We start from the raw sequence: 24,652 nt of genomic DNA, 5'->3' as shown, positions 1-24,652 counted from the left end.
TCACCAATGCCGGTACGGATGCCGCGCGAGATTGACGTTGTAGTAGCGCCCGTCAGCGGTGACTTCGCGGCCGGCCCAGTCGGGCATATCGAAGGGCTCGTCCTCGTGGCCCAGCTCCACTTCCGCCATCACCAGCCCCTGATTCTCGCCGGCGAAGACGTCCAGATCCCAGACATGGGCGCCGCAGCGCACGCGATAGCGGACCTTATCGATGGGGGCGGAGACCGCCAGCTCCGCGAGCATGGCCACCGCATCGGCGCTGGGGATGGCGTATTCGTACTCACTGCGGCTCGCCCCCCGCGCCATGCCCTTGATGGTGAGCCAGGCCCGCTCACCCGCCACGCGCACCCGCACGGTCGCGTTCTGATTATTCGCCAGATAGCCCTGCATGATGCGCGTCTCGGACTCCACCGCATCACGCCAGCTATCACCGATGACGAGGAACTTACGCTCGATTTCTGTAGGCATCGCCGGCAACACACCCAAGTCGATCAATAGCATTCAGGCACAAGCATACAAGCGCCCAGTACAGCAATGAACAATCAACCACCAATAACCATTAACCAACAACCATTAACCAACAACCAATCACACCCCCCGCTCAAACACCGCCATCGACTCCAAATGCGCCGTATGCGGAAACATGTCCATGGCGCCGGCGGCCATCAGCCGGAAGCCGAGGCCGTGCACCAGGTGCTCGGCGTCGCGCGCCAGCGTGGCGGGATAGCAGGAGACATAGACCAGCCGGCGCACGCCGGTGGCGGCCAGCGGATCGAGCACCTCGCGCGCGCCGCTGCGGGGCGGGTCCAGCAGCGCCAGATCGAAGCGCTGGCCGTGCCAGGGGGCGGCCGCCGTGGGCTCGGCATAGAGGTCCGCGCACTGGAATTCGACATTGTCGATGCCGTTGTGGGCGGCATTGCGGCGCGCCCGGGCCACGAGCCCGGCATCGCCCTCCACACCCACCACACGCCCCGCGCGTCTCGCCACCGGCAAGGTGAAATTGCCCAGGCCGCAGAACAGATCCAGCACCGCCGCATCCGGCTGCGGGTCCAGCAGCCCCAGTGCCTGATCCACCATGCGCCGATTCATCTCGAGATTGACCTGGGTGAAGTCCGCGGGCTCGAACAGGATGTCCAGATCGCCACTCGACGCCCGTTGCAGCTCGGGCATCGGCAGGCGGTAACTGAGCTGAACGTCCTGGCCCGGCAGCGGCGCGATGGAGTCGGTGCCGCCGGGCTGCAGATACAGATGCAGTCCGGTGTCGGCGGCGAAGGCCTGCAGTTTGTCCACGTCCTCCGCCGACGGCGGGTCCAGCACCCGCAACACCAGCACCGGGGGCCCGTCGCCCTGGGCCACCTCGATCTGCGGCAGGCGCTCGCGGATGGAGAGGCTGTCCACCAGCGCCGCCAGCGCGGGCAGCCGTGCGCCCACCGCCGGATGCAGCACGTGGCAATGCGCGAGATCGGCGACGAACGATGATCCCCGCTCGCGAAAGCCCACCAGCACCCGGCCCTTTTTGGCCACCCGGCGCACGCCGAGGCGCGCCTTGCGGCGATAGCCCCAGGCCCCCCCGGCCAGCGGCGGCAGCCAGCGCGCCGGCGCCACCTGGCCGATGCGCGCCAGCGTCTCCGCCAGCACCTGCGCCTTGAGGTGCACCTGGGCGGCCGGGTCCATGTGCTGCAGCGCACAGCCGCCGCAGACGCCGAAATGGGCACACCGGGGCTCGACGCGCGCCGGCGACGCCCTGAGCACCTCGGTGACCACGCCTTCATCGTGACGCCGCGCCCGCCGGGTGTAGCGCATCAGCACCTGTTCTCCCGGCAGGGCGCCGGGCACGAAGACGGCTTTGCCATCCACGTGGGCCACGCCGCGGCCGTCGTGGCTCAGGGATGCCACGTCCGCGACCACGGGGGCGGTGGGCAGGGGCTTGCGCTGCTTGCTCAAGGTGCTGGTGTGCGGCCCCGGGCGCTCAGGCGGGATAGACGCCGGTGGAGAGGTAACGATCGCCGCGGTCGCAGACGATGCTGACGATCACCGCGTGCTCCACTTCCTTCGACAGCCGCAGCGCCGCGGCCATGGCGCCGCCGGAGGAAACACCGGCGAAGATGCCCTCCCGGGCGGCCATGGCGCGCATGGTGTCTTCGGCCTCCTGCTGGGAGACATCGATGATGCGGTCCACCCGCGAGGCGTCGTAGATCTTCGGCAGATAAGCCTCCGGCCAGCGGCGGATGCCGGGGATACTGGCGCCCGGCTCCGGCTGCACGCCGACGATCTGGATGGCTGGATTCTGCGCCTTGAGATAACGGCTGGTGCCCATGATGGTGCCGGTGGTTCCCATGGCGCTGACGAAATGCGTGACCGTGCCGCAGGTATCGCGCCAGATTTCCGGACCCGTGGTCTCGGCGTGGGCCAGGGGATTGTCCGGGTTGGAGAACTGATCCAGGCGCACGCCGATACCCTGGGCTTCCAGTTCCCGGGCCAGATCGATGGCGCCCTCCATGCTCGCCTCGCGCGGTGTCAGGCGAATCTCGGCACCGTAGGCGGCCATGGCCTGGCGGCGCTCGACGCTCATGTGCTCGGGCATGATGAGCAGCATGCGGTAGCCCTTGATGGCCGCCGCCATGGCGAGCGCGATGCCGGTATTGCCGCTGGTGGCCTCGATCAGCGTGTCGCCGGGGCGGATACGCCCGCGCGCCTCGGCGTGGCTGATCATGCTCAGCGCCGCGCGATCCTTCACCGAGCCCGCCGGATTGTTGCCCTCGAGCTTACCGAGAATGATGTTGGACGTCTCCCCCGGCAGGCGTTGCAACCGCACCAAGGGTGTGTTGCCGACGAATTGCTCGATACCCGGATAGTCCATCTGTCGATGCTCTTGCTGGTGGCCGCCGGCGAAGCACCATTGTGCAACAGTGCCGGCGCCCGGCAAAGCCCCGGACACCATGCCCGCATGCCGCGCCGCGGCGTCCTCCCCGGGGCCCGTCAGCCCACCCGCCGCAGCAGCACGAAGGCGGCGGCGGCAAAGATCAGCGGCGGTGCCAGCGCCGCCACCGCCGGACTCATGCCGTACAGCAGAGACAAAAACGCAAAGCTGCGGCTGACCAGATAGAAGGCGATGCCAATGACAATGCCAACGAAGACCTTGAGGCCCGTGCCGGTGCTGCGCGACGTGCCCAGCAGCACCGGGATGGCGACGAAGATCATGGCCAGAATCAACAGCGGCTGCACCAGCTTGCCCCAGAACGCCACCTCGTAGCGGCCGGCGTCCTGGTCGGTGCGGCCCATGAAGCGGATGTACCGGTAGAGCCCCCATACCGAAAGCGCCTGGGGCTCGACGACAATGACCTTGAGCAGCGCCGGGCGCAGCAGCGACGACCAAGCCGTCTCCGCGAGGCGCTCCACGCGCACGCCGTCGCCGCTGATCAGACTGCGCTCGATATTCTTCAGCACCCAGCTGCCGTCGCGATAAGTCGCGCTCTCGGCGTAGGTGGCGGCGATCAGCGTCGTGCCACGCACCTCGTAGATATAGATGTCGCGCAGGTCCGCCCCCAGGCCGAGCCGACGGATGTTGACGAAGGTCTCGCCGTCACGGGCCCAGAGACCGGCGCTGGTCATGGCGACATCGTCACCGCTTTGGCTCAGCTGCCGCAAGGCCACAGCACGCTGCTCCGCCGGCGGTGCCACCAACTCCCCCACCACCACCGTGGCCGCCGCCAGCAACGCGCCGCCGAGCATGGCGCCGAGCACAATACGCCCGATGGACACACCCGCGGCGCGCATGGCCACCAGCTCGGAGCCCTGCGCCAGCTGACCCAGCCCCACCAGGGCGCCGATCAGGGTCGCGATGGGGAACACCTGATAGAGGTAGCGCGGCAGGCTCAGGGTGACGAACCACAGCGCATCTTTGAAACCATAAGCCTCGGTGCCCAGCTTATTCAGCTCGTCCGCGAGCAGAAAGAACGCGAGCAGTGGCAGCAGCACCGCCAAGGTCACCAGGGTGCCGAGGATCACGGCCCGGGCCAGGTAGCGGTCCAAACGGGTCACAGTTGCATGCCCAGTCGTGTATCCAGTCGTGTGGTCCGTCGTGTGGTCCGGGCGCGGCTGTGGCGAGTCGCATTTCTGCCTTCCACGGCATTCCGGTAGACTCAAGGCCGCGGACATTAGCACAGCCGGGCGCCGCCACGGTGCCGGCGCCCGCAGCAGCAGCAGCCAGCCAGTCGCAACAGGAGACCCCATGCAGCTCAAGATCGTCGGCGGCGACCTCGCCAAGGCCAAAACTCCCTGCCTGATCCTCGGCGTCTATGACAAGCACAAACGCTCCGCCCCGGCGGCGGCCGTCGACGAGGCCAGCGACGGCGCCATCACCCAGCTGCTGCGCAAGGGCGATCTGGACGGCGGCAAGGGCCTGCTGCTGGCCTACGATCTACCGGGCATCGCCGCCGAGCGGGTGCTGCTGCTCGGCCTTGGCAAGCGCAAGGAGTGCAACCGCGGCACGCTCACCAAGGCCCTGGGCACGGCCCTGTCGCGGCTCGGCGAGCATCGCGTCACCAAGGCGCTGCTCGCCCTGCCGGACGACCTCGACGACTACGCCGGCGTGCGCGCGGCCGCACTGAAGGCGGCCGAGGGCGCCTATCGCTACGAACAGACCAAGCCGCCAAAAGCCGATGCGCCGCCACTGCTCGAGCGCTTCGAGCTCTGGGTGGCGCCGGCGCAACACGCTGGCGCCGAGCGCGCCGTCGCCCATGCCGAGGCCATCGGCGCCGGCGTCGCGCTGGCCCGGGAGCTTGGCAACCTGCCCGGCAACATCTGCACGCCCACCTACCTCGCCGAGCGCGCCACCGCCCTGGCCGACCAGCTCGGCGCCCTCAGCACCGAAGTGCTGGACGAAGACGCCATGGCCGAGCTCGGCATGGGTGCGCTGCTGTCGGTCAGCCGCGGCAGCCGCCAGCCCGCCAAGCTCATCAAGATGACCTACCAGGGCGCAGCCGCCGACGCCAAGCCCATCGTCCTGGTGGGCAAGGGCCTCACCTTCGACGCCGGCGGCATCTCCATCAAGCCCGCCGGCGAGATGGACGAAATGAAATACGACATGGCCGGCGGCGCCAGCGTGTTCGGCGCCATGGTGGCCGCCGTGCGCATGGGCTTGCCCATCAACCTGATCGGCGTGGTTGCGGCCTCCGAAAATCTGCCTGGGGGTGCCGCCAACAAGCCCGGCGACGTGGTCACCAGCCTATCCGGGCAGACCATCGAGATCCTCAACACCGACGCCGAGGGCCGGCTCATCCTCTGCGACGCCCTCACCTACGTGGAGCGCTTCGAGCCGGCGGTGGTGCTGGACATGGCCACCCTCACCGGCGCCTGCATCATCGCCCTCGGCAAACATCCCTCCGGACTCTTCACCAGCGACGACACGCTGGCGAAGGAAATCACCGCCGCCGGCGAGGCCGCCGACGACCGCGTCTGGCGCCTGCCGTTGTGGGATGACTACCAGCAGCAGCTCGACACCAACTTCGCCGATATGGCCAACATCGGCGGCCGTGAGGCGGGTGCCGTCACCGCCGCCTGCTTCCTCTCGCGCTTCACCAAGGCCTACCCCTGGGCGCACCTGGATATTGCCGGTACCGCATGGGTCAAGGGTAAGGAGAAAGGCGCCACGGGCCGGCCCGTGCCCCTGCTCAGCGAGCTCCTCATTCGCCGCAGCGGCGTAGCGGCCGCGGACTAGGAACGACCCGCAACGGACCGCCGGCGACCGCGCCATGACCCGGGTGGATTTCTACGTGCTCGCCGACGGCGCCCGCGGCGACCGCCTCGGCCTCACCTGCCGCATTGCCGAGCGCGCCTACGGCGAGGGCCGCCGGGTGCTGGTCCACTGCCCCGACATGGATCTCGCCCGGCGGCTCGATCGCCTGCTGTGGACCTTTCGCGACGGCAGCTTCCTGCCCCACGGCCTGGTGGGCGAGACCAACCCCCGCTACACGCCCCTGCTCATCAGCACCAACGGCGAGCCCGCCGACGAAGATCAGGTACTCATCAACCTGGGCGCAGAGGTGCCGGAATTCTTCGGCCGCTTCGAGCGCCTGTGCGAGCCGCTGGACCGCGACCCGAGCATCCTGCGGGCCGGACGCCAGCGCTGGAAGTACTACAGCGACTGCGGCTACGACCTCAAGCACCACGAGGTACGCTGACCCGCGCCGCATCCCGTGCTGGTGCTGACCGGCCCGCGCCAGGTCGGCAGGACATCCCTGCTGGAGCGTCTCTTGCCTGCGCACCACTCTGTCAGTCTGGATGTGGCCACCAACGCCGAGAGGGCGAAGACCCGCCCTGCTGAGGGCTGCGCTGGCGCGACTGGCATCAGCCTGCCGCGACGCTCTGGTTCTCCTGGCCGCCGTAGGGTCTTGCGCCGCGGCTTGAGCACGTCGGGCGCGCGGGGCCGGCGGCGGCGGTGCGCGGCTAGCGCTCGCGCAGGCCGAGCACGTCCTGCATGTCGAACTGGCCGCGCTCCTGGCCGGCGATCCAGTGCGCGGCGCGCACGGCGCCGCGGGCGAAGGTCATGCGGTTGCTGGCGCGGTGGCTGATCTCCACCCGCTCGCCGTCGGCGGCGAACCAGACCGAGTGCTCGCCGACGGTGTCGCCGGCGCGGATGGTTTCGAAGCCGATGGTCTGGCGCTGCCGCGGGCCGGTGTGGCCGTGACGGCCGTAGACGGCGACATCCTCCAGTGTGCGGCCGAGGGTGGCGGCGATGACCTCGCCCATGCGCAGCGCCGTGCCCGAGGGCGCATCCACCTTGTGGCGGTGGTGGGCCTCGATGATCTCGATGTCCACGTCATCACCCATGACCTGGGCGGCCATCGCCAGCAGCTTGAAGCAGAGATTGACGCCGACGCTCATGTTGGGCGCATAGACCAGGGCGATGTCGATGGCCGCCTCGCTCACCGCCTCGCGCTGCCCCGGGCTCAAGCCGGTGGTGCCGATGACCATGCGGCAGCGCGCGTCGCGGCACAGGGTCAGGTTGTGCATGGTGGCGTCCGGCGTGGTGAAGTCGATGAGCACGTCGAACTCGCCGAGCACCTCGTTCAGGTCGGGGCGCAGCGCGGCGCCGAGCTTGCCGACCCCCGCGACTTCGCCGGCGTCTAGGCCGATGAGGCCACTGTCGGCCTGCTCCGTGGCGGCGCTCACCACCATCCCCTCGGCCCGGTGCACGGCGCCTACGAGGGTACGCCCCATCCGCCCGCCCGCTCCGGCCACTGCCACGCGTATCGCTGCCATGGTTTTCCGCTACCTCAGTCTCAGTTCTATCGCTTTGCTCTCGGCGCAACCATACCCGAGCCCGCGGCGGGGCGCGATGCGCCAGCGCAGCCCACCGGATGGTACGGCGCCGCGCGTCGCGACACGGCTGGACGCGCCGGCGGCCGGGGCGTAGGCTCGGGCGCCAATCCGTCGACAACAGCAATTGCAGTCACGTCCATGGCCGTCCTCAACCGTCAGACCGTGCAGAAGATCTCGCGCGGGCTGCGCTCCCGCTATCCCCTGTTCTATGTCATCGGCTGGGAGGAAGCGCGCCTCGAGCATCTGCTGCGCTCGGTGGCCAGGAGCTACTACAACGGCGCCGGTACGCTCATCGTCTGGAGCGCCACCGAGGGCTTCCGCGCCGGCGACGGCGACGGCGACGCGGCGGAGACGGCGCTGGCGGCGGTCGCCGATGCCGCCGGCGACGGCGATCTGCGCGACCCCGTCGCGGCGCTGCGGGCCATCGCCGGGTCCGAGCAGCCGGCCTTGTATCTGATGAAGGATCTGCCCGCCTGGTTCGAGGCGAATCCGGCGCTGGTGCGCGCGGTGCGGGATCTCTACTACCGCCTCGAGCACCGCAGCATCCATGTGTTCTTCAGTTATCCGCAGCTGCTCCTGCCGGAGATTCTCAAAAAAGAGCTGTTCCTCATCGATATGGACCTCCCCGCCGAGGAGGAGATCGTCGAGGCCCTGGCCGCGGCGCCCAACACCGGCGATACGCCGCGGGCGGATCTGTATCGCTACGCGGCGGCGATGCGTGGGCTGTCGCTGAACGAGGTCATGCACCTGCAGGCGCGGTTGTTTCGGGGCGCGCCGGTGGCGCTGGACGCCACACTCGCCGAGATCCAGGAGGAGAAATCCCAGCTGCTGCGCAAGGAGAGCTGCCTGCGCTTCTACCCGCCCCAGCGCAGCCTCGACGCCATCGGCGGCCTGGAGAATCTGAAGGCATGGGTGACCAAGCGCGCCGATCTGTTCTCGGAGCAGGCCTACGAGGCGGGCATTCCGCTCCCGCGCGGCGTGCTGTTCATGGGCATTTCGGGCTGCGGCAAGAGCATGGCGGCCAAGGCCATCGCCGCGGCCTGGCAACTGCCGCTGGTGCGCATGGATATGAGTCTGGTGCTCTCGGGCAGCTTCGGCACGCCGGAGTACGCCTTCGAGCAGGCCACGCGCATGGCCGAGGACGTGGCTCCGGTGGTGCTTTGGGTGGACGAGATCGAGAACGCCTTCGGCTACGACGACCACGGCGGCGGCGGTGCCCACGGCGCCGGCAATGTGAACATCTTCTCCAGCTTCCTCACCTGGCTGCAGGAGAAGAACCCGCGCGTGTTCGTCGCCGCCACCGCGAACCGCATCCAGGCCCTGCCGGCGGAGCTGATGCGCAAGGGGCGCTTCGACCAGTTGTTCTTCCTGGATCTGCCCCATCAGGACGAGCGCCGCGAGATCTTCCGGCTCCACATCCAGGCCAACGGCGGCGACCCGGGGGCGTTCGATCTGGGCTATCTCGCCGCCAGCACCCGGGAATGGAGCGGCGCCGAAATCGAGCAGGCGGTGAAGTCCGCCCGCATCGACGCCTACCAGGAGGGCCGGCCGTTCAACGAGCGCGATGTGGTGAGCAACATCGTCGCCACCATTGCGTTGTCGCGGACCATGGTGGAGCAGATCAAGGCCATCAGGGACTGGTGCTTCAAGCGGGCCATCAATGCCTCCAAGCCGGCGGCGACGGAATAGTCGCGGGCGCTCAGCGGATGCCTTCCTGCTCCAGCTGTTTCTTCAGCACCTCGATCTGCACGTCCAGGTCCATGACGTCGGCCTGTTGCAGGCGCCGGCGCTGGTGGCGGAACTGCGCCTCGATGGTCTCGAGCACGCTGCGGAAGTTTTGGGTGAGCTCCGGCGTGTCGCTGTGGCGGTGGGTGCGGACATAGCCATCGGAGACCTGCTCGGCGCCTTCGAGGAACACCGTCAGGAAGCGCCGTGCCCGGCGCAGGTCGGACGGCCGCTCGGCGATCTGCGCCAGAATGCCGCGGCCCTCGGCGGCGATGCGCCCCAGCCGCGCCTCGAGTTCGGCGTTGCCGACGGCGCCGGCGGCGCGCTCGATGGTGATGAGCCGCTGCTCGGCTTCCGCCAGCGCCGCGGCCACCTGGCGGGATTCACGGTCGCCGGCGCTGAGCTGCGCCCGGCCCGGCGGCGGCTCGAAGCGGTAGATGAGATGGAAGGCCAGCGCCGCCAGCGCGCCGAAGGCGATGCCCACCGGCCAGGTGTGGCCCGCGCGCAGCACGGCGGCGACGGTGACGCCGGCGGCCACCGCGAGTCCGCCGAGGTGCTTGCGCGGCAGGCGCAGCCGCCGCGAGAAGCGTTGCTGCGGCGCGGCGGTGTCGTCTGCGCTGCGGCGCGTCAGCAGGGCGCCCAGGGCGATGAGGCCCCAGGCCAGGGCGTCGCCGGCGAAACCGCCGAGGCGCCCCACCGCCAGGGCGATGACCGCTGAGCACAGCAGCGGCGCCGATAACAGCCACAGGCCGAAGACACCCGGGCGCCGGCGCCCGCGTGCGCCCGCCCGCCCGGCGGCCGCCCGGCGTGCCCGAGCGGGCAAGGTGCCCTTGGGGCCGGCGGCGGGCAGATTGAGATGCAGATCCAGCTCGGCCACCTTGCTCAGCAGGCGACCGAGGTCGCGTCCGGGACCGGACGCCTGCCCGGGCTCGGTGCCGGCTTGGCCTTGGCGCTCTTCGCTCATAGCACGAACAGGGACTGGCAGGACACCAGCCCGAGACTGCATGTCATCAACGTCCAGCCCAACACCCGGCGGCCGAGACGCGGGGGCGGCGGCTCCGCGGTGTGCGGCGGGCGGGCATCGCGGTGGTTGCGGGGCTGCGGGTCAAGGTTGCTCATGTCGCCGAAGATATGGGCTCGGGAGAACGATCTGCACCCTGCGGCGGCCCGTCATGCAGGCGCCCGCACTGCCCAAGCGCCGCCGGTGTCTCGCCACCGGCCCCGGGGCGCAGCCGCCCCTGGGCGGCGTTCAGCGCGACATCGACCCGGTCCCGACGGCGAGCGGGCTCAGTCGTCGCGGGCTTCTCGGCCCTCATGATAAGGGAAGCGGAAATGCCCGAACCGCAGCAACAGCACCGCGCCGGCGATGATCAGAATCGCCACGGCGGTTGCGATCAGCGCGATCTCGGACATGGATTTCATGTCCAGGATGAGGTGTCGGGCCAGGGCGACGATGGCGATGTACAGGGGCATGCGCACCGGCAGGGCGCCGGAGCGCAGATAAATGCCCACCATGGTCAGCACTTCCAGGTAGATGAACAGCAGCAGCAGGTCCGCGAGGGTGACTTCGAGGACTTGCACCATCTTCGCCACCTCCTGGGCGGCGGCGATGACGGTGGCGATGGTGATGAGCAACAAGCCGAGCACCTCGAGGGCATAGATGCTGCGATCACCGACGGTGATGAGCCGGCGCTGGGTGTCTTGCTGTTCTTTCGTCATCATGGCGCGGATGATAGCGCCGTTGGCACCGATGACACCATGCCCGGTTCCGACGCTGGCGGTTTCGGTTTACAGTGCCCGGGTGGGGCGGCTCGCGCAGCCCAGCCCGCCGGAGCGGCCCCGCACCCCCCGCCAACGCCCATCCAAGAGCCCGCCGCCCATGCCCCAAGACCCGCCCAGCGCCGCTTCCCCGTCGGACATCGCGTCCGACCCGCAAACCGTCGGCGGTCCGTCCAAGGGGCTGCGCCAGAGCACCCTGCTCTCGCGTGATGCGCGTCTCGCGGGGCGCCCGAATCTCTGCAGCGATTGCGGCCTCTGCGATACCTGGCTGAAGCCCGACATGGCCCAGGCCTGTGTGTTCGTGCGCAACCGCAGCGAAGAGATCGAGTGGCGCCTGTTCGGACGCAACCGCCGCGACGGCGATGAGCTGCAGTTCGGCGTGTTTCAGCAGATGCTGGCGGCGCGCCTGCGCCAACCGGTGGCGGGTGCGCAGTGGTCCGGCATGGTGACCACCCTCGCCGCCCGGCTGCTGGAGCGGGGCGAGGTGGATGCGGTCATCACGGTGGGCACCGTGCCCGGTACGCGCTTTGCACCGCAGCCCGTGCTGGCGCGCACCCCCGCCGAGGTGCGGGCGACGGCCGGCAACAAGCCCTGCCTGGCGCCGAGCCTGGGTTTACTGGATACCGTGCGCGCCGCCGGCGTCCGCCGTCTCGCGGTCATCGGCACCGGCTGTCAGGTGCACATGTTGCGGGCGGCCGAAGACAAGCTCGGCCTCGAGCGCCTGGACGTTATCGGCATCCCCTGCTCGGACAATGTCACCTACCCCGATCTGACCCACTTCCTGGCGCAGGTATCACGCTCCCCCGACACCATCGTCCACTACGAGTTCATGCAGGACTACAGCCTGCACATGCGCCACGAAGACGGTACGACCGAGCGCCTGAACTACATCGACTTTCCCATGGACAAGCTGGAAGACATCTTCCCCTCCGCCTGTCTCTCGTGCTTCGACTATGCCAACACCCTGGCCGATATCACCATCGGCTACATGGGCGCCCGCCTCGGGTGGCAATGGGTGCTGGTGCGCACCGACCGCGGCGCCGCGCTGCTGGAGCTGCTCCGCGACGATCTGGAGACCACCAAGCTGACCAGCGCCGGCGACCGCAGCCGCGGCGTGCCGCGCTTCATCCAGATGCTGGCCAAACCGCCCGGCAAGCCGCCCAAGCCCGTGCGCCGGCTCATCGCCTGGCTGCAACGCAACCGCGGCCCCCGCGGCCTGGAGTTCGCGCGGGCGATCATCGACATGAAGCTGCTGCGCAACCTGCACCACGTGCGCAGCCGCTTCCGGCGCTTCGAGCCCCGCATCGTGCCGACGTTCGTCTATCGCGCGCTGGCCCCCTACGACGAGGCCAATCGCGACGCCCTCGGCGAAGGGGTCTGGCCGCCGACCACGAGCCGGCGGACCAAGCGGCCATGAGCCCGCCCGGCGGCGGCCCGCGGCGGCGGGGCGGCGCGTCGCGGGCGCCAATGGCGGCGCTGATCCGGCTGTGGCCGCTGTGGCTGTGGCTGGCCGCAGCACCCGCCGCCGCCGAGCTGCAGGCACAGCTCGGCAAGGCGCGCCTGGCCGCCGGCGAGCCGGTGACGCTGACCCTGACCAGCGACGCGCCGCTGCCGGCGGCGCCGGACCTCAGTGCGCTGGCGGCGGACTTCCAGATCATCGACCGCCGCCAGGCGCAGACCGTGAGCACGGTGAACGGCCGCCGACGCGAGCGCCACGCGCTGATCCTGACCCTGCTGCCCCGGCGCAGCGGGCAGCTCACGGTGCCGCCGCTCACCATCGATGCCGCGCGCACCTCCGCGCTGTCGCTCACCGTCGCCGCCGCCACCAGCGCGGATGCGCGCCTGCTGCCGGCCCCCGCCGAGGCCGCACCATCGGCGGCGGACACCCCGCCGCAGCCCATCACCCTCGACGCCGACATCACCCCGCGCGCCGGCGTCGTCGGCGCGCAATTCCTCATCACGCTGCGGGTGCGCTCGCCGGCGGGGCCGCCGCAGGGGCATCTGCCGACTCCGCAGATCGCCGGCGCCGAGCTGCTGCCCCTCGGCACCAACCGCAACACCGCCGCCGACGGCGCGCACATCCTGTCGGCGCGCTTCTCGCTGTTTCCGGCGCACGCCGGCGAGCTGGCGATCACCGGGCTCGGCTTCGATGCCTGGCAGCCCACCGGCGGCGCGCCGGTGCGCCACCGCGTTGCACCGCTCACCGTCGCCGTCCAACCCATCCCCGCCGGCGAAGACGCCGAGACCTGGCTGCCGGCGCGCGCGCTGACCCTCACCGAAGGGGGCCCCACCGAGGTGCGCATCGCCCCCGGGCAGGGCTTGGAGCGGATGCTCATGCTGCGCGCCGAAGGCTTGCCCGCGGAGCGGCTGCCGGCCATCGCCCCGGGCATCCCCGCGCCGCTGCGCGTGCAGCGCGACCCGCCGCGCCTGTGGAACGAGCACACATCGACGGGCATCGTCGGCTATCGCACCGAGCGCGTGCTGATCAGCGCCGCAGAGCCGGGCGGCTATGTCCTGCCGGGCCCGGCCATCGCCTGGTGGGACACGCAGGAGCGCCGGTCGCGCACGGCGCAGGTGCCGGACTGGACCCTGACCGTGGCGCCACTGGCCTCGGCTGACCGCCGCCCCGCCGCCCGCTGGGGCCGGGATCCGCCAGGCGCCACCGGCGCCGCGCAAGCGCCGGCGGCCGCCGAAGAGGCGGCGGACTCACCAGCCCGCACCGGCGCCGGTGATGACGGGTCGGCCCCGGGCTGGAGGCCGCTTGCGGCGCTCGCCGTGGGCCCGGGTCTGATCGGGGGTCTGATCGGGGGTCTGGTCGGCGCCGTGTTATGGCGGCTGCGGCGTCGCGCGCGGCGGCGGCGGGAATATCAGGCCGCGACACGCCCGCAGCCGCCGGCCGAGCACGCGATGGCGCCGGCCGCCGCGTCCGACCCGGATGGGCTGGTTGCCGCCGTTGCCGACGCCTACGCCAGGTCCGCCGCCGTGGAGGCGCGCACCGCGCTGCTGGCCTGGGGTGCGGCGATGTGGCCGCGGCGCCCGCCGGGCAATCTGGCGCAGATGATGCTGCGGCTCGAGCCGCCGCTCAGCGACGACCTGAAGCTGCTGGACAAGACCTTCTACGGCCCGGATGACGGCGCCTGGGCCAGGCGGCCGGTGGCGGCCAGGCTGGCGGCACTGAAGAGCGCCGGCGCAGCGGCATCGGCGGCCGGCGCCGGGGGCCCGGGGCAGAGCACCACCGCGTAAGCGTGGCGGGCCATGGTGCGTCAGCCGTGCGCCTGCACGGCACGGTCACCAGGCCGCCCGGCCAGGGGTCCGCCGGCCAGGGGGTGTTGTTGGGATCATGCGCACGCCCGGGTCGGCGACGCCCCCCGCCCGCTCATGCCGAGTGCGGCGCCGGCGGCGTGCATTCGGTCTCGATCAACCGCTTGAGGTTGCGCACGGTTCGCTCGGCGCCGTCCTGCACCGCCGAGCGGATCAGTTTTTCGAAGGGGCGCATCATGAGATCGATGCGCCGCAGCTCGAAGGTAAAGGTGAGCCTGGTATGCTGCAGCGTGTTTTCGGCTGCGCCGTCGAAGCGATAGTCCACCAGGAACGGAAAGCTGGTTCCCTGGAAGGTCAGCCGCTGCACCGGCTCCATGTGCGTGATCCGGAACGTGGACTCGGTGCGCCGGCCCTGGTCCACCCGCACCTGCCGGGCGATGGTGCCCACCCGCATCGGTCCCCTGGAGACCATGCGCAGCTCCTTCACTTCCGGCGACCAGCGCGGGTAGTTGCGCTCGAAGTCGTCGGCGACGAAGGCGTACACCGTGTCCGGCGGCCGCTCGATCTGGATGCTCGCTTGCGCTTTGATCACGACGATCTCCCAAGCCGGCTGCTGCGCGGCGCACCCCGGCCGCGCACACGATAGTTGTTGCGACCGGGAACGGCCCTGACGGTTCCATCTGCATTATGAACCACACACCACCTCAGTATGAAAGCGCCAGCGTCGGGCGCGATGTCTCCGGTCCCCCGGCGCCCGAGCGCGCCCTGGGCCAGCTCTACGATTTCGTCACCGGTGACGAGGACGCGCGCGTCTGCAAGGATATCCCGCCCGCATCCTGCGACGACCAGCCGCGCAACTTCTTCGCCTATCTCGGTGCCAATCTGCTGAGCAAAGTGGCCGACGAGCTCTCCAGCGCCAAGCTCGTACTGCCCTGGCTGCTGGGGGCGCTGGGGGCACCGGCGGTGTTCGTCGGCCTGCTCGTGCCCATTCGCGAGTCCGGTGTGCTGCTGCCGCAGCTGGCGGTGGCCGCCTACATTCGGCGCATGCCGCGACGCAAGCCCGTCTGGATCTTGGGTGCCCTCCTGTCCGCCGCCGCCCTCGGCGCCATGGCGCTGGCGGCGCTCACGCTGGCAGACGCCGCCGCCGGCTGGGCGGTGCTCGCGCTGCTGGTGGTGTTCAGCCTGGCGCGTGGTCTCTGCTCGGTATCGGCCAAGGACGTGCTGGGCAAGACCGTCTCCAAATCCCGCCGCGGCCGCCTCATGGGCTGGTCGGCGGGCATCGCCGGCGCCGCCACGCTGGCCCTCGGGCTCGGCCTCGGCCTGCTCGGCGGCCTGGACACCGAGCGGCTGCTCTACGCGGTGCTGCTCGCCGGCGGCGGCGTACTGTTCCTGTTGGGGGCGCTGGTCTTCGCCGCCGTTCGCGAGCAGCCCGGCGCCACCGCCGGCGGCGGCAATGCCTTGACGCAGGCCATCGCCAGCCTGGGGCTGCTGCGCACCGACCGCGACTTCCGTCGCTATCTCATCACCCGCATCGGTCTGCTGACGCTGGCCCTGGCGCCGCCCTTCTACGTGCTGCTGCTGCAACGCAGCAGCGATTCGGCCATCACCGGTCTTGGGCTGCTGATCATCGCCAGCGGTCTCGCGGCTGCGCTCAGCGCCCCGTTCTGGGGCCGGCTCAGCGACCACTCGGCGCGCTGGGTGATGGTGCTGGCGGCGGCCCTGGGGGGCGTCACCGGCATCGCCACCTGGGTCATCGGCGAGAACGGCCTGCAGGGGCCTGCGCTCACCTGGGTGCTCGCCGGACTGTTTCTGTCGGTGAACATCGCCCACGCGGGTGTGCGGATCAGCCGCAAGGTGTACTTGGTGGATCTGGCCAGCAGCGACAACCGGGCGGCGATGGTCGCGGTCAGCAACACCATCATCGGCGTCGCCATGCTGCTGGGGGGTGTCGTCGGCGTGCTGGCGGACATCTATGACACGGCGACGGTCATTGGCGTGCTCGGTCTCGGTGCCCTGGGGGTGGCCGCCTATGCGCTGCGCCTGCGCGAGGTATCGGCGGACGGCGCCGACTGACCATGCACCTTGACACCATGACACAAGCGCGCAGCCGCGTCCTTTGGCAGCAGGAGCTGGCGGGCGCCTTCACCGCTGTCGAGGCGCTGCTGGACTTCCTCGGCATTCCCGCCGCCGGGCGCGCCGGGGTGCTGGCCCAGGCGTCGGACTTTCGCCTGCTGGTCCCGCGGGGTTTCGCGGAATTGATGCGCCGCGGTGATCCGCACGACCCGCTGCTGCGCCAGGTGCTGCCCCTGCGCGCCGAGTCGGCGGCGGCGGATGGCTTCGGCACCGACCCCGTGGGGGAGCTCGCCGCCTGCACCGACGGCGGTCTGCTGCGCAAATACCACGGGCGTGCGCTGCTGATCGCCACCGGTGGCTGTGCGGTGCACTGCCGCTACTGCTTCCGGCGCCATTTCCCCTACGCGACGCTGCCGGCTCGCGGGGCCCTGGACGCGGCCTTGGCCGAGCTCGCAGCCGCCACGGACGTGCACGAGCTGATCCTCAGCGGCGGCGACCCGCTGCTGCTCGACGATCATGCCCTCGCCGACCTGCTCGGGCGCGTGGCGGGCATGGCGCATCTGCGCCGCATACGCGTGCACAGCCGGCTGCCCATCGTGCTGCCATCCCGGGTGACGCCGGCGCTCGGCCGCCTGCTCGCCGCACAACCCCAGCGCTGCGTCCTGGTGATCCACGCCAATCACCCGGCGGAGCTCGGCGCCGCCGCCGCCGACGCGCTGGCGGCGCTGGGCGAGGCCGGCGTGACGCTGCTCAACCAAAGCGTGCTCCTGCGCGGCGTCAATGACGACGCCGATTGCCTGACGGCGCTGAGCGAGCGGCTGTTCGATTGCGGCGTCCTGCCCTACTACCTGCATCAGCTCGATCCCGTCGCCGGCGCCGCCCATTTCGCCGTCGACGACGCGCGCGCCCGTACGCTGGCCACCGCACTGCGCAGCCGCCTGCCGGGCTATCTGACGCCGCTGCTGGTGCGCGAGCTGCCGGGCGCCGGCAGCAAGCTGCCGTTGCTGTGAGGCCCGACGCCCAACCGCCGTCGGCGCCCCCGCAGCCGCCGCGTCTCAGCCGGCATTGGCGATGCCGTGCGGCACATGGCCGGTGGCCACCCGCCCGCGGGCATCGGCACAGTGTCCCTCCTGATCATCGAAGTAGATATCCGCGTCGAAGGCCTCCAGGAACGCGCCCTTGGGCAGGCCGCCGAGAAACAGGGCCTCGTCGATGCGGATACCCCAGTCCCTGAGGGTGCGAATCACGCGCTCGTGGGACGGCGCCCCGCGGGCGGTGATGAGCGCCGTGCGCAGCGGGGCATCCCGGGGCGGGAACAGGGCCTGGATGCGGTGCAGCGCCAGCAGGAAGCCCTTGAAGGGTCCGGCGGACAGGGGTACGGCGGCGGCGGCCACCTCACGCGCATTGAACACGGCGAGGCCCTCACTGCGGTAGACGCGCTCGGCCTCGTCCGAAAACAACACGGCATCGCCGTCGAAGGCGATCCGAACCGGGGCGTCGGCGCCGCCGGCGGACTTGGCCGGGGCCGGCATCAGTGTGGCCGCGGCGCAGCCCGCCGCCAGCGCCTGGCGGACGTCGTCCGGGTCCGCCGACAAGAACAGGTGCGCATCGAAGGCGCTCACATAACGGTAGGGGCTGGCGCCATTGGTGAAGGCCGCGCGGGTGATCTCCAGGCCATGATGGCGGATGGAGTTGAACACCCTGAGCCCGGTATCGGAGCTGTTGCGGGACAACAGGATGATCTCGACCCGCCCGGCGTCGCCGATGCGCTCGTTCAGCGCCAGCAGCTTTTGCACCAGGGCGAAGGCCACGCCGGGCGCGAGCACCTCGTTTTCCCGCGCCACCTGATAGGCGTGGTAGGCGTCGACGCCCTCCTGCTCGAAGACGGCGTGGGACTCGTCGAGGTCGAACAGGGCCCGTGATGAGATGGCCACCGTCAAGCGGATGGCCCTGGCGTCGGCGCGGTGCTCGTCGTCCATGTCAGGCCCGTGCGCGCTGATGCGCGGGCGGCGCCCGGCGCTGGCGCGCGCTGCGGCGGGGGTTCTCGGGGCGGCAGCCTGATGCGGGGGTCACCAGGGCATGAAGCTGTTGATGAAGTGCATCGGCCGCCCGATGTTGCGGTTCATGCTGCCGAGATCATCCCGCATGTTGGCGGTCGTATAGGTCATGGACTGCATGGACTGCTCCATGCCCTGGATATTGGTCAACATCGGCTCCAGCACACTCACGTCTCGGGCCATGGAGTCGACGCCCACGGCCATGGTGCGCACATTGGAGCTGATCTGGCCCATATTGTCGGAGATGGACTGCATATTGCTCGCCAGCACCGTCATGTTGGAGTCGACGCTGATGGCGAGGTAGTGGACGTCTTTCGCCAGACTGAACACCAGATAGAAGCCATAGGCTGCGAGGATGATGAAGGCGAACAGCGATGGATAGACGATGAGCTCCCAGCGCCTGGCACTGTTCTCGAAGGCCTGGGACAGCCGGTCCATGGCGAAGGCGTTGGCCTGGGAATCCGTGGCTTCGGCCTGCAGTGCGTCCGGCGCATAACCGGATGCCTGCGGCGCGCCGGGGTCGGAGTCGGGTGTGGGATGCGCCATCGCCTTGGTTGCCTCAGTGCGGGTCTCTTTTGTTCTGCGACGATCACCGGGGGCGCCCCGCTCGAGCGAGGGGCGGCCCCTGCACGCGGGTCGGGGTGCGCGCTGGAGGCGCCGGCGGCGCGCGTCTTCGGGTGTTCGTCAATAGAGACTATCACAAAGCCCGGGAATTCCCACCGCACGACGGGTGTTCCGACGATCAGCTCAGCAGGTGTGGGAAAAGGGCTGCGGCGAGGGCATAGAACTCTTTGGCGCCCTTGCCACGCGGGTCCAGCTCGAACACGGCGAGCCCTTCGCTGAAGGAGCGCCGGAAGACCGTGCGCTGGGACAGGCGCGGCTTGATGTAGCGCACGTCGGGGAGGGATACCAGGGCGGCGGCCGCCTCGTTGGTCTCGCGCACGGCATGATGCGTATCCCCCCGATTGATGAAGCCGATGATCTCGGCGGGCTTGCTGCGCTCCGCCGACCGCACCAGACGCACGAACCGCTGTGTCGACCAGATGTCGGCCTGGGACGGGGGCACGGGCACCACCACCCGATCGCACAGCGTCAGCGCCGTGCGCACCGCATCCATGTCCGCCGTGCCGATGTCGATGATGCTTTCTTCGTGCTCGGCCAGGCCCTCGGGCGTGAGGGCGTCGCGGTCGCGCACCAGCAGCGTCGGCTCGAAGTCCTCTTCGGTGCGTACTTCGGTGACGTCGGTCAGTGTCGCCTGGGGGTCTGCGTCCAGGAGCTGGACGTCGACGTCGGCCATCGCCAGCCACACACCAAGATTGAAGGTCAGCGTGCTTTTGCCAGAGCCTCCCTTCAGGCTCCCTACCACCGTGATCATGCGGGTCTCGATCTCCTGAAGCAGCGACGATTGCGATCGGCTCAAGGACCGCTGCGATAGTAGCGCCGGTAAAAATCCTCCGGCGGACTGCCGACGGATTCCGGGGCATAGCCGAAGGCCGTTGCACCGCCGCCATTACGCCGGCGCTGCGGTGAGCGGTAGCGGCGCTCCGGATAGGGCTCGGCGAGCCAGGCTCCGCCCTCCGCCTCGCGCTGGCGTGCCCGCTCCCTGTCGGTGAGCGGGCGGAAGCGGTAACCGCCCAGGCGCTGCTCGCCCAGGCGCTGCTCCAGGTCCGGATCCTCCCGGAAGCGGTAACGGGGCCGTGCCGGCGGTAGCCGCCAGACATCCTGCCCCGCCGTGTCGTAGCCATCGTCAGCGAGCCAGGGCTGCTGCTCGAAGGTCCAGTCGTCGCGCCATCCCTGCGCAGCACCCGTCTGGCTCCGCGCCCGGGGCAGCGGCTGTTGCGCCCAATCCGGCGCGCCGTAGCCATCGGGCGAGCGCCGTTGCGGTGGTGGGTCGCCCGACACCGGGGGTGTCGCATAGCGCTCGGGCTGCCGGCCATCGCCGTCGCGCCAGCCGCTCGCGAATGCGCCGCCGCCCGGATTCCAGGCGGAGGGCGGTTCATCGCCGCCGTAGCGGAAGCCGCGATCTCTGCCGAAGGCATCGCCGCCATAACCACCGCCCTCGGCGTCACCGACACCGCCTCGCCGGCCCGGGCGCTCGTCGGGTAAGTAACCGCTGCCCTGTTGATACCAGCCCGGGTCCGGCGCACCGCCGAAGTCGGCGGCCAATAGCGGGCTCGCCACGAGCAGGGCCGATGCACAGCACAGGGTTGAAGCCAGAATTCTCAGCATGAGGAGCACCACCAGCGGCCAGGTCCATTCGCATCGACCGCAACGGACGCGGTCGTCGTCTTCAGTCTAGCCGCACTGGCACTGTTCCACTGCACGGCGGTATGGCGAGACGTGAGCGCCTACTCTGCGTCATCGTCCGTCTTGAGGCGAATCCCGCGCCGCGCAGTCTTCTTTTGTACCTTCGCCGTCTTGGGCTTGGCCGCCGTCGCGGGCCGCGAAGACGCCTTTTTCTTGGTGGCGCGCTGCGGCGCCTTGCCCTTGGCCGCGGCCTTCTTCGTGGGCGCAGCCGCCGGCGCCGTATCGGCTGCCCCGGTTGGGGTTGGTGCCGCCGCCGCGGGCGTCCCTGTGTCAGTCGTGCGCAGCGCGTTTTGCACCTCGGCCTCGGCGCTGCGTTGATGATGGGTCACATCGCCGGCGGCAGCATCACCCGCGTGCGGCGTACCGCCGCTGGATGCGGCCGCGCCACCATCGCCGCTCGGCGAGCCCTGCGGCGCGGCACCCGAGCCACCGCCGCCCGGTTTCGGACCCTGGCCCGCGGGGGGCTGTCGCTTGCCCCGCAGCAAGGTCTTCAGCCAGTCGAACAGCAGCAGGAAGAGGCCGCGCACCAGGTAGAACAGCATCATCAGCGCACCACCCAGCTTGCCGAGCAGCGACGATGAGGACTCGGGCCGGGGGGCGGGTGCGCCCTGCGAACGGGTCTCGCTCGTCTCGCGCTCGTCCTCCAGCATTTCTTCGGCGCATGGCACCGTCGTGCCACGGGGCGCACTCGCCACGGCCACCTCACACAGATCCCGGCTCGCGGCGACGCAGCCCAGCGGAATGACGATGAGGGTCAGCAAGGTGGAGACCAGCACCCCCGAGGAGAGGGAAATGGCCATGCCCTGGAAGATCGGGTCGGTGAAGATGACGCTGGAGCCCGCCACCAGCGCCAGGGCGGTGATGACGATGGGCCGCGTGCGGGTCTTGCAGGCGCGGATCACCGCTTCGGCCACCGGCACGCCCTTCTGTACCTCGTGGACGGAAAAGTCCACAAGCAGGATGGAGTTGCGCACGATGATGCCGGCGAGCGCGATCCAGCCGATCATGGAGGTGGCCGTGAACTCGCCACCCAGCCCGAGCTCGAACATCAACCAGTGTGCCGGGATGATGCCGAGCAGGGTGAGCGGAATGGGTGCCATGATGACCAGCGGAATCCGAAAGTTACCGAACTCCCAGACCACCAGGATGTAGATCAGCACCAGGGCGACGGCGAAGGCGGCGCCCATGTCGCGGAAGGTTTCGTAAGTGACCGTCCACTCGCCGGTCCATTCGAACCCGGTGACGCGGTCCGTCGGCGGCGGCCCGAGCCAGTATGCCTTGGGCACCGTGCCGTCGGGTGCGACATAGCCCATGGCGTCGAGGCGATCCTGGACCTGCAGCATGGCGTAGACCGGTGCCGCCAGGTCGCCGCCCACGTCGGCCACGACATATTCGATGGCGCGCAAGTCCTTGCGGTAGATGATCTGCTCTTCGGGCACGCGCTCGAAGCGCCCGAGCTCGCGCAACGGCACCGTGAAGCCCGCGTTGGAGCGGATGGGCAGGTCGCCCAGGCGGTCGATCTGGGAGCGCTCGGCCAGCGGCACCTGGAGCACGATGTTCACCGGCTCGTGGCCCGACTTCATCTTGACATCACCCAGGGTGGCGCCGCCCAGGGCCATGGCCAGGTTCTGGTTGATGGCGTCCACGGAGATGCCGCGGCGGACGGCTTTCTCGGTGTCCACTTCGAAGCGCCAGTAATCGAAGGGCTCGCGGATATAGTTATCCACGTCGCGGGTGCTCTCTGCCTGCGCGAAGATATCCGTCAGCTCGCGGGCGAAGTCCCGACGGACCTCCGGCGAAGGCCCGTGCACCTCCGCCACCACCGATTGCAGCACCGGCGGCCCGGGCGGCATTTCCACGACGGCGATATGTGCGCCGCTCTCGTCCGCCAGGGGCCTGAGCAGGTTACGGGCCTCGACGGCGATCTCGTGGCTGGAGCGCTCGCGTTTTTTCTTGTTCTTGAGCTGGACCTGCAGCTCGCCCTGCCAGGGGTCATCGCGCAGGTAGTAGTGGCGCACCATGCCGTTGAAGTCAAACGGGCGCGCCGTGCCGGCATAGAGCTGCAGCGCCGTCACCTCGGGGATGGTGCGCAGCTTCTCGGCCATGCGATGGGCCAGATTGGCCGTCACCGGCAGGGCCGTGCCCTCGGGCATGTCCAGCACCACCGAGAACTCCGGCTTGTTGTCCAGCGGCAGCATCTTCACCGGCACCCACTGGAAGTAGAAGAACGACAGCGTGAACAGGAAGGTGCCCCACATGATCAGCTTGAACAGGAAGCGTTTGCCCTTGCTCTCGATCAGCGGAACCAGGATGGCCACGTAGAGCTTCTCGAGGCCCTCGGCCTCGCGATGCTCGCGCTTCTCAGCAATCTCGAGATAGCGCATGGATGGCTTGAGCCATTTGGAAATGGCCAGGTACGGCGTGAATACGAAGGCCGCGAACAGGGAGATCAGCATGGCCACCGAGCCGAGGGCCGGAATCGGCTCCATGTACGGGCCCATCATGCCGCTGACGAAGCCCATGGGCAGCAGCGCGGCGATGACCGTGAAGGTGGCGAGAATGGTGGGATTGCCCACCTCGCGCACGGCGTCGACGGCGGTGTGATCGTCGGTGCGCCCCTCTTCCAGCCAGCGCCGATAGATGTTCTCGACCACGACGATGGCATCGTCGACGAGGATACCGATGGAGAAGATGAGCGCGAAGAGGCTGACGCGGTCAATGGTGTAGTTGGTCACCCAAGCCATGAAGATGGTCATCAGGAGCACCACCGGGATCACCAACAGCACGACCATGGCCGGCTTCAGGGCGCGGAAGGCGGCGAGCACCAGCAGGAAGACGAAAAAGGTTGCGATGAAGAGCTTTTTGATGAGGTCCGAGACCTTCTCGTCCGCGGATTCGCCGTAGTTGCGGGTGACGCTCACCTCGACGTTGTTGGGGATGCGCCCGCCCTTGAGCTCCTCCACCTTGTCCATGATGGCGTTGGCGACCGTGACACCATTGGTGAGCTCCTTCTTGGCGATGGCGATGGTCACCGCCGGCACGCCGTCCGCCTTGACCCCGTCCGCTGCCGCCGGCCCGGTGTAGTAGGCCACCAACTGTTTGGCGTCTTCGGGCTCGCGCTGCACCTGGGCCACGTCGTAGACGTAGACGGGGATCTCGTTGTACGTGCCCACCACGAGCCGGGCGATCTCGTCTGCGCTCTTGAGGAAGGAGCCCGTCGTCACCGAGAAATGCGCGCCGCTGGACTCGACGCCGCCGGCCGTCGCCTCCGCATTGGCGGTGTTGATGGTGTTGGCCACATCGCCGAGGCTGATGCGGTAGCCGGACAACCGCTCGGGGAAGGCATCCACGGTGACCTGCTCGCGGCGCCCGCCCACGATGAAGGCATTCCCCGTATCGGGCACTTCTTTGAGCACCTGCAGCACATCCTGTGCGAGCAGCCGAAGCTGGCCGTCATCGACGTCCGGCCGCCCATCACCGTCCACATCCTTCGACCATAGCGTCAGTGTCACGATGGGCACGTCGTCGATGCCCTTGCTCTTCACCAGGGGCGGCATGACCCCGGGCGGGATCTTGTCCCTGTTGGAGGCGAGCTTGTCGTTCACCTTCACCAACGACGGCCCCATCTCCTCACCCACCTCGAACTGCACGGTGACGAGGCCCTGGCCGCGCTCGGCGGCGGAGTAGACGTGGTCCACCCCCGGAATCTCGCTGATCATCCGCTCCAGCGGCTGCATGGCGAGGTTACTCACCTGCTCCGCCGACGCCCCCGGATACTGCACCATGATATCGATCATGGGCACCGAGATTTGCGGATCCTCCTGACGGGGTGTGGCGATGAGCCCGAGCAGGCCCATCATCAGCATCGCGACGTAGAACAGCGGCGACAGTGGCGAGCGGAGGAAGAAGCGCGCCGTGCGGCCGGCAAGACCAAGGTTGTCCTCGTCGTAGGGCGGATCGCTGTTTGGATGGGTCCCGGCGTTGGCCCGGGTGCTGTCGTCCTGGCTCATGACTCGGTATCGGATTCGGTGTGAAGGCGAAGCGGCGCCCGGCGAGGGGGTTGGGCGCCATAATCCACCGCGGCCCGAGTGGAGCGCGGCGGCGATGGTCTAGCGCGCGCTGACTGG

The 24,652-nt window shown here is 69.5% G+C and carries 20 protein-coding genes; 7 read left to right on the top strand and 13 right to left on the bottom strand.

The genetic code is table 11. The features are described 5' to 3' along the window. From QZ588_RS00335 to lptG, 4 genes are all read right to left on the bottom strand, one after another. The gene (locus QZ588_RS00335) at positions 1 to 468 is read right to left on the bottom strand and encodes a CYTH domain-containing protein (protein WP_295538501.1); all 468 of its coding nucleotides are present in this window, start codon (positions 466 to 468) and stop codon (positions 1 to 3) included. A 120-nt stretch (positions 469 to 588) separates the two neighbouring features. Next, positions 589 to 1,944 carry a 23S rRNA (uracil(1939)-C(5))-methyltransferase RlmD gene (rlmD, locus tag QZ588_RS00330; protein WP_295538382.1) on the bottom strand — a complete coding sequence of 452 codons (1,356 nt, stop codon included), beginning with the start codon at positions 1,942 to 1,944 and terminating at the stop codon, positions 589 to 591. 25 nt (positions 1,945 to 1,969) lie between these two features. Next, positions 1,970 to 2,860, bottom strand: coding sequence for a cysteine synthase CysM (gene cysM / locus QZ588_RS00325; protein WP_295538379.1), 891 nt, complete (start codon positions 2,858 to 2,860; stop codon positions 1,970 to 1,972). Positions 2,861 to 2,979: 119 nt separating this feature from the next. After that, positions 2,980 to 4,041 (bottom strand): LPS export ABC transporter permease LptG, encoded by a 1,062-nt coding sequence (lptG, locus tag QZ588_RS00320; protein WP_295538376.1) that lies wholly within the window; start codon positions 4,039 to 4,041, stop codon positions 2,980 to 2,982. Between the two features lie 190 nt (positions 4,042 to 4,231). On the opposite strand from lptG, the gene QZ588_RS00315 reads away from it, so the two are divergent. Together QZ588_RS00315 and QZ588_RS00310 are read left to right on the top strand one after the other, a co-directional pair. After that, positions 4,232 to 5,719, top strand: coding sequence for a leucyl aminopeptidase (locus QZ588_RS00315; protein ID WP_295538373.1), 1,488 nt, complete (start codon positions 4,232 to 4,234; stop codon positions 5,717 to 5,719). A 34-nt stretch (positions 5,720 to 5,753) separates the two neighbouring features. Next, positions 5,754 to 6,182, top strand: a complete 429-nt coding sequence (locus QZ588_RS00310; protein ID WP_295538370.1) for a DNA polymerase III subunit chi — start codon at positions 5,754 to 5,756, stop codon at positions 6,180 to 6,182. Positions 6,183 to 6,447: 265 nt separating this feature from the next. Here QZ588_RS00310 and dapB read toward each other — a convergent pair whose 3' ends face one another. Further along, a complete protein-coding gene (gene dapB, locus QZ588_RS00305; protein ID WP_295538366.1) occupies positions 6,448 to 7,263 on the bottom strand; it encodes a 4-hydroxy-tetrahydrodipicolinate reductase in 816 nt (271 codons plus the stop codon). Between the two features lie 198 nt (positions 7,264 to 7,461). Between dapB and QZ588_RS00300 the strand changes: the two genes are divergently transcribed. After that, positions 7,462 to 9,012 carry an AAA family ATPase gene (locus QZ588_RS00300; protein ID WP_295538363.1) on the top strand — a complete coding sequence of 517 codons (1,551 nt, stop codon included), beginning with the start codon at positions 7,462 to 7,464 and terminating at the stop codon, positions 9,010 to 9,012. Between the two features lie 10 nt (positions 9,013 to 9,022). Here the strand turns inward: QZ588_RS00300 and QZ588_RS00295 are convergent, their stop codons facing one another. Beyond that, positions 9,023 to 10,012 (bottom strand): 5-bromo-4-chloroindolyl phosphate hydrolysis family protein, encoded by a 990-nt coding sequence (locus tag QZ588_RS00295; protein WP_295538362.1) that lies wholly within the window; start codon positions 10,010 to 10,012, stop codon positions 9,023 to 9,025. 323 nt (positions 10,013 to 10,335) lie between these two features. Beyond that, positions 10,336 to 10,770, bottom strand: coding sequence for a phosphate-starvation-inducible PsiE family protein (locus QZ588_RS00290; protein ID WP_295538359.1), 435 nt, complete (start codon positions 10,768 to 10,770; stop codon positions 10,336 to 10,338). Positions 10,771 to 10,927: 157 nt separating this feature from the next. Here QZ588_RS00290 and QZ588_RS00285 point away from each other — a divergent pair, with 157 nt between their 5' ends. Then, entirely contained in the window at positions 10,928 to 12,244 is a 1,317-nt protein-coding gene (locus QZ588_RS00285; RefSeq protein ID WP_295538357.1) for a Coenzyme F420 hydrogenase/dehydrogenase, beta subunit C-terminal domain, read from the top strand. Further along, positions 12,241 to 14,070, top strand: coding sequence for a BatD family protein (locus QZ588_RS00280; RefSeq protein WP_295538354.1), 1,830 nt, complete (start codon positions 12,241 to 12,243; stop codon positions 14,068 to 14,070). Before QZ588_RS00285 ends, QZ588_RS00280 begins: the two co-directional genes overlap by 4 nt. 133 nt (positions 14,071 to 14,203) lie before the next feature. Here the strand turns inward: QZ588_RS00280 and QZ588_RS00275 are convergent, their stop codons facing one another. Then, entirely contained in the window at positions 14,204 to 14,680 is a 477-nt protein-coding gene (locus tag QZ588_RS00275; protein WP_295538351.1) for an SRPBCC family protein, read from the bottom strand. Between the two features lie 95 nt (positions 14,681 to 14,775). Here QZ588_RS00275 and QZ588_RS00270 point away from each other — a divergent pair, with 95 nt between their 5' ends. Then, entirely contained in the window at positions 14,776 to 16,161 is a 1,386-nt protein-coding gene (locus QZ588_RS00270; protein ID WP_295538348.1) for an MFS transporter, read from the top strand. A gap of 2 nt (positions 16,162 to 16,163) precedes the next feature. Continuing rightward, positions 16,164 to 17,171: an EF-P beta-lysylation protein EpmB gene (epmB, locus tag QZ588_RS00265; RefSeq protein ID WP_295538346.1), complete on the top strand. Its 1,008-nt coding sequence runs from the start codon at positions 16,164 to 16,166 to the stop codon at positions 17,169 to 17,171. A 45-nt stretch (positions 17,172 to 17,216) separates the two neighbouring features. Here the strand turns inward: epmB and QZ588_RS00260 are convergent, their stop codons facing one another. From QZ588_RS00260 to QZ588_RS00240, 5 genes are all read right to left on the bottom strand, one after another. Then, complete coding sequence (locus tag QZ588_RS00260; RefSeq protein ID WP_295538344.1) at positions 17,217 to 18,140, bottom strand: 5'-nucleotidase; 924 nt, start codon at positions 18,138 to 18,140, stop codon at positions 17,217 to 17,219. A 90-nt stretch (positions 18,141 to 18,230) separates the two neighbouring features. Then, complete coding sequence (locus QZ588_RS00255) at positions 18,231 to 18,656, bottom strand: hypothetical protein (protein WP_295538498.1); 426 nt, start codon at positions 18,654 to 18,656, stop codon at positions 18,231 to 18,233. 304 nt (positions 18,657 to 18,960) lie between these two features. Next, the gene (locus QZ588_RS00250; protein WP_295538495.1) at positions 18,961 to 19,593 is read right to left on the bottom strand and encodes a ParA family protein; all 633 of its coding nucleotides are present in this window, start codon (positions 19,591 to 19,593) and stop codon (positions 18,961 to 18,963) included. 41 nt (positions 19,594 to 19,634) lie between these two features. Then, a complete protein-coding gene (locus QZ588_RS00245) occupies positions 19,635 to 20,447 on the bottom strand; it encodes a hypothetical protein (protein ID WP_295538342.1) in 813 nt (270 codons plus the stop codon). Positions 20,448 to 20,566: 119 nt separating this feature from the next. Further along, complete coding sequence (locus tag QZ588_RS00240; RefSeq protein WP_295538339.1) at positions 20,567 to 24,535, bottom strand: efflux RND transporter permease subunit; 3,969 nt, start codon at positions 24,533 to 24,535, stop codon at positions 20,567 to 20,569. Between the last annotated feature and the right edge of the window lie 117 nt (positions 24,536 to 24,652).

Source organism: uncultured Thiohalocapsa sp. (genome assembly GCF_913062725.1).
Classification (GTDB): Bacteria; Pseudomonadota; Gammaproteobacteria; order Chromatiales; family Chromatiaceae; genus Thiohalocapsa.
This window is presented reverse-complemented; position numbering and strand designations above follow the sequence as displayed.

Coding starts and splice junctions, on each gene's coding strand:
- QZ588_RS00335 (WP_295538501.1), bottom strand. CDS start 468: ATGCCTACAGAAATCGAGCGTAAGTTCCTCGTCATCGGTGATAGCTGG.
- cysM (WP_295538379.1), bottom strand. CDS start 2,860: ATGGACTATCCGGGTATCGAGCAATTCGTCGGCAACACACCCTTGGTG.
- QZ588_RS00315 (WP_295538373.1), top strand. CDS start 4,232: ATGCAGCTCAAGATCGTCGGCGGCGACCTCGCCAAGGCCAAAACTCCC.
- QZ588_RS00310 (WP_295538370.1), top strand. CDS start 5,754: ATGACCCGGGTGGATTTCTACGTGCTCGCCGACGGCGCCCGCGGCGAC.
- dapB (WP_295538366.1), bottom strand. CDS start 7,263: ATGGCAGCGATACGCGTGGCAGTGGCCGGAGCGGGCGGGCGGATGGGG.
- QZ588_RS00300 (WP_295538363.1), top strand. CDS start 7,462: ATGGCCGTCCTCAACCGTCAGACCGTGCAGAAGATCTCGCGCGGGCTG.
- QZ588_RS00295 (WP_295538362.1), bottom strand. CDS start 10,012: ATGAGCGAAGAGCGCCAAGGCCAAGCCGGCACCGAGCCCGGGCAGGCG.
- QZ588_RS00290 (WP_295538359.1), bottom strand. CDS start 10,770: ATGATGACGAAAGAACAGCAAGACACCCAGCGCCGGCTCATCACCGTC.
- QZ588_RS00285 (WP_295538357.1), top strand. CDS start 10,928: ATGCCCCAAGACCCGCCCAGCGCCGCTTCCCCGTCGGACATCGCGTCC.
- QZ588_RS00280 (WP_295538354.1), top strand. CDS start 12,241: ATGAGCCCGCCCGGCGGCGGCCCGCGGCGGCGGGGCGGCGCGTCGCGG.
- QZ588_RS00270 (WP_295538348.1), top strand. CDS start 14,776: ATGAACCACACACCACCTCAGTATGAAAGCGCCAGCGTCGGGCGCGAT.
- epmB (WP_295538346.1), top strand. CDS start 16,164: ATGCACCTTGACACCATGACACAAGCGCGCAGCCGCGTCCTTTGGCAG.
- QZ588_RS00260 (WP_295538344.1), bottom strand. CDS start 18,140: ATGGACGACGAGCACCGCGCCGACGCCAGGGCCATCCGCTTGACGGTG.
- QZ588_RS00255 (WP_295538498.1), bottom strand. CDS start 18,656: ATGGACCGGCTGTCCCAGGCCTTCGAGAACAGTGCCAGGCGCTGGGAG.
- QZ588_RS00250 (WP_295538495.1), bottom strand. CDS start 19,593: ATGATCACGGTGGTAGGGAGCCTGAAGGGAGGCTCTGGCAAAAGCACG.
- QZ588_RS00245 (WP_295538342.1), bottom strand. CDS start 20,447: ATGCTGAGAATTCTGGCTTCAACCCTGTGCTGTGCATCGGCCCTGCTC.
- QZ588_RS00240 (WP_295538339.1), bottom strand. CDS start 24,535: ATGAGCCAGGACGACAGCACCCGGGCCAACGCCGGGACCCATCCAAAC.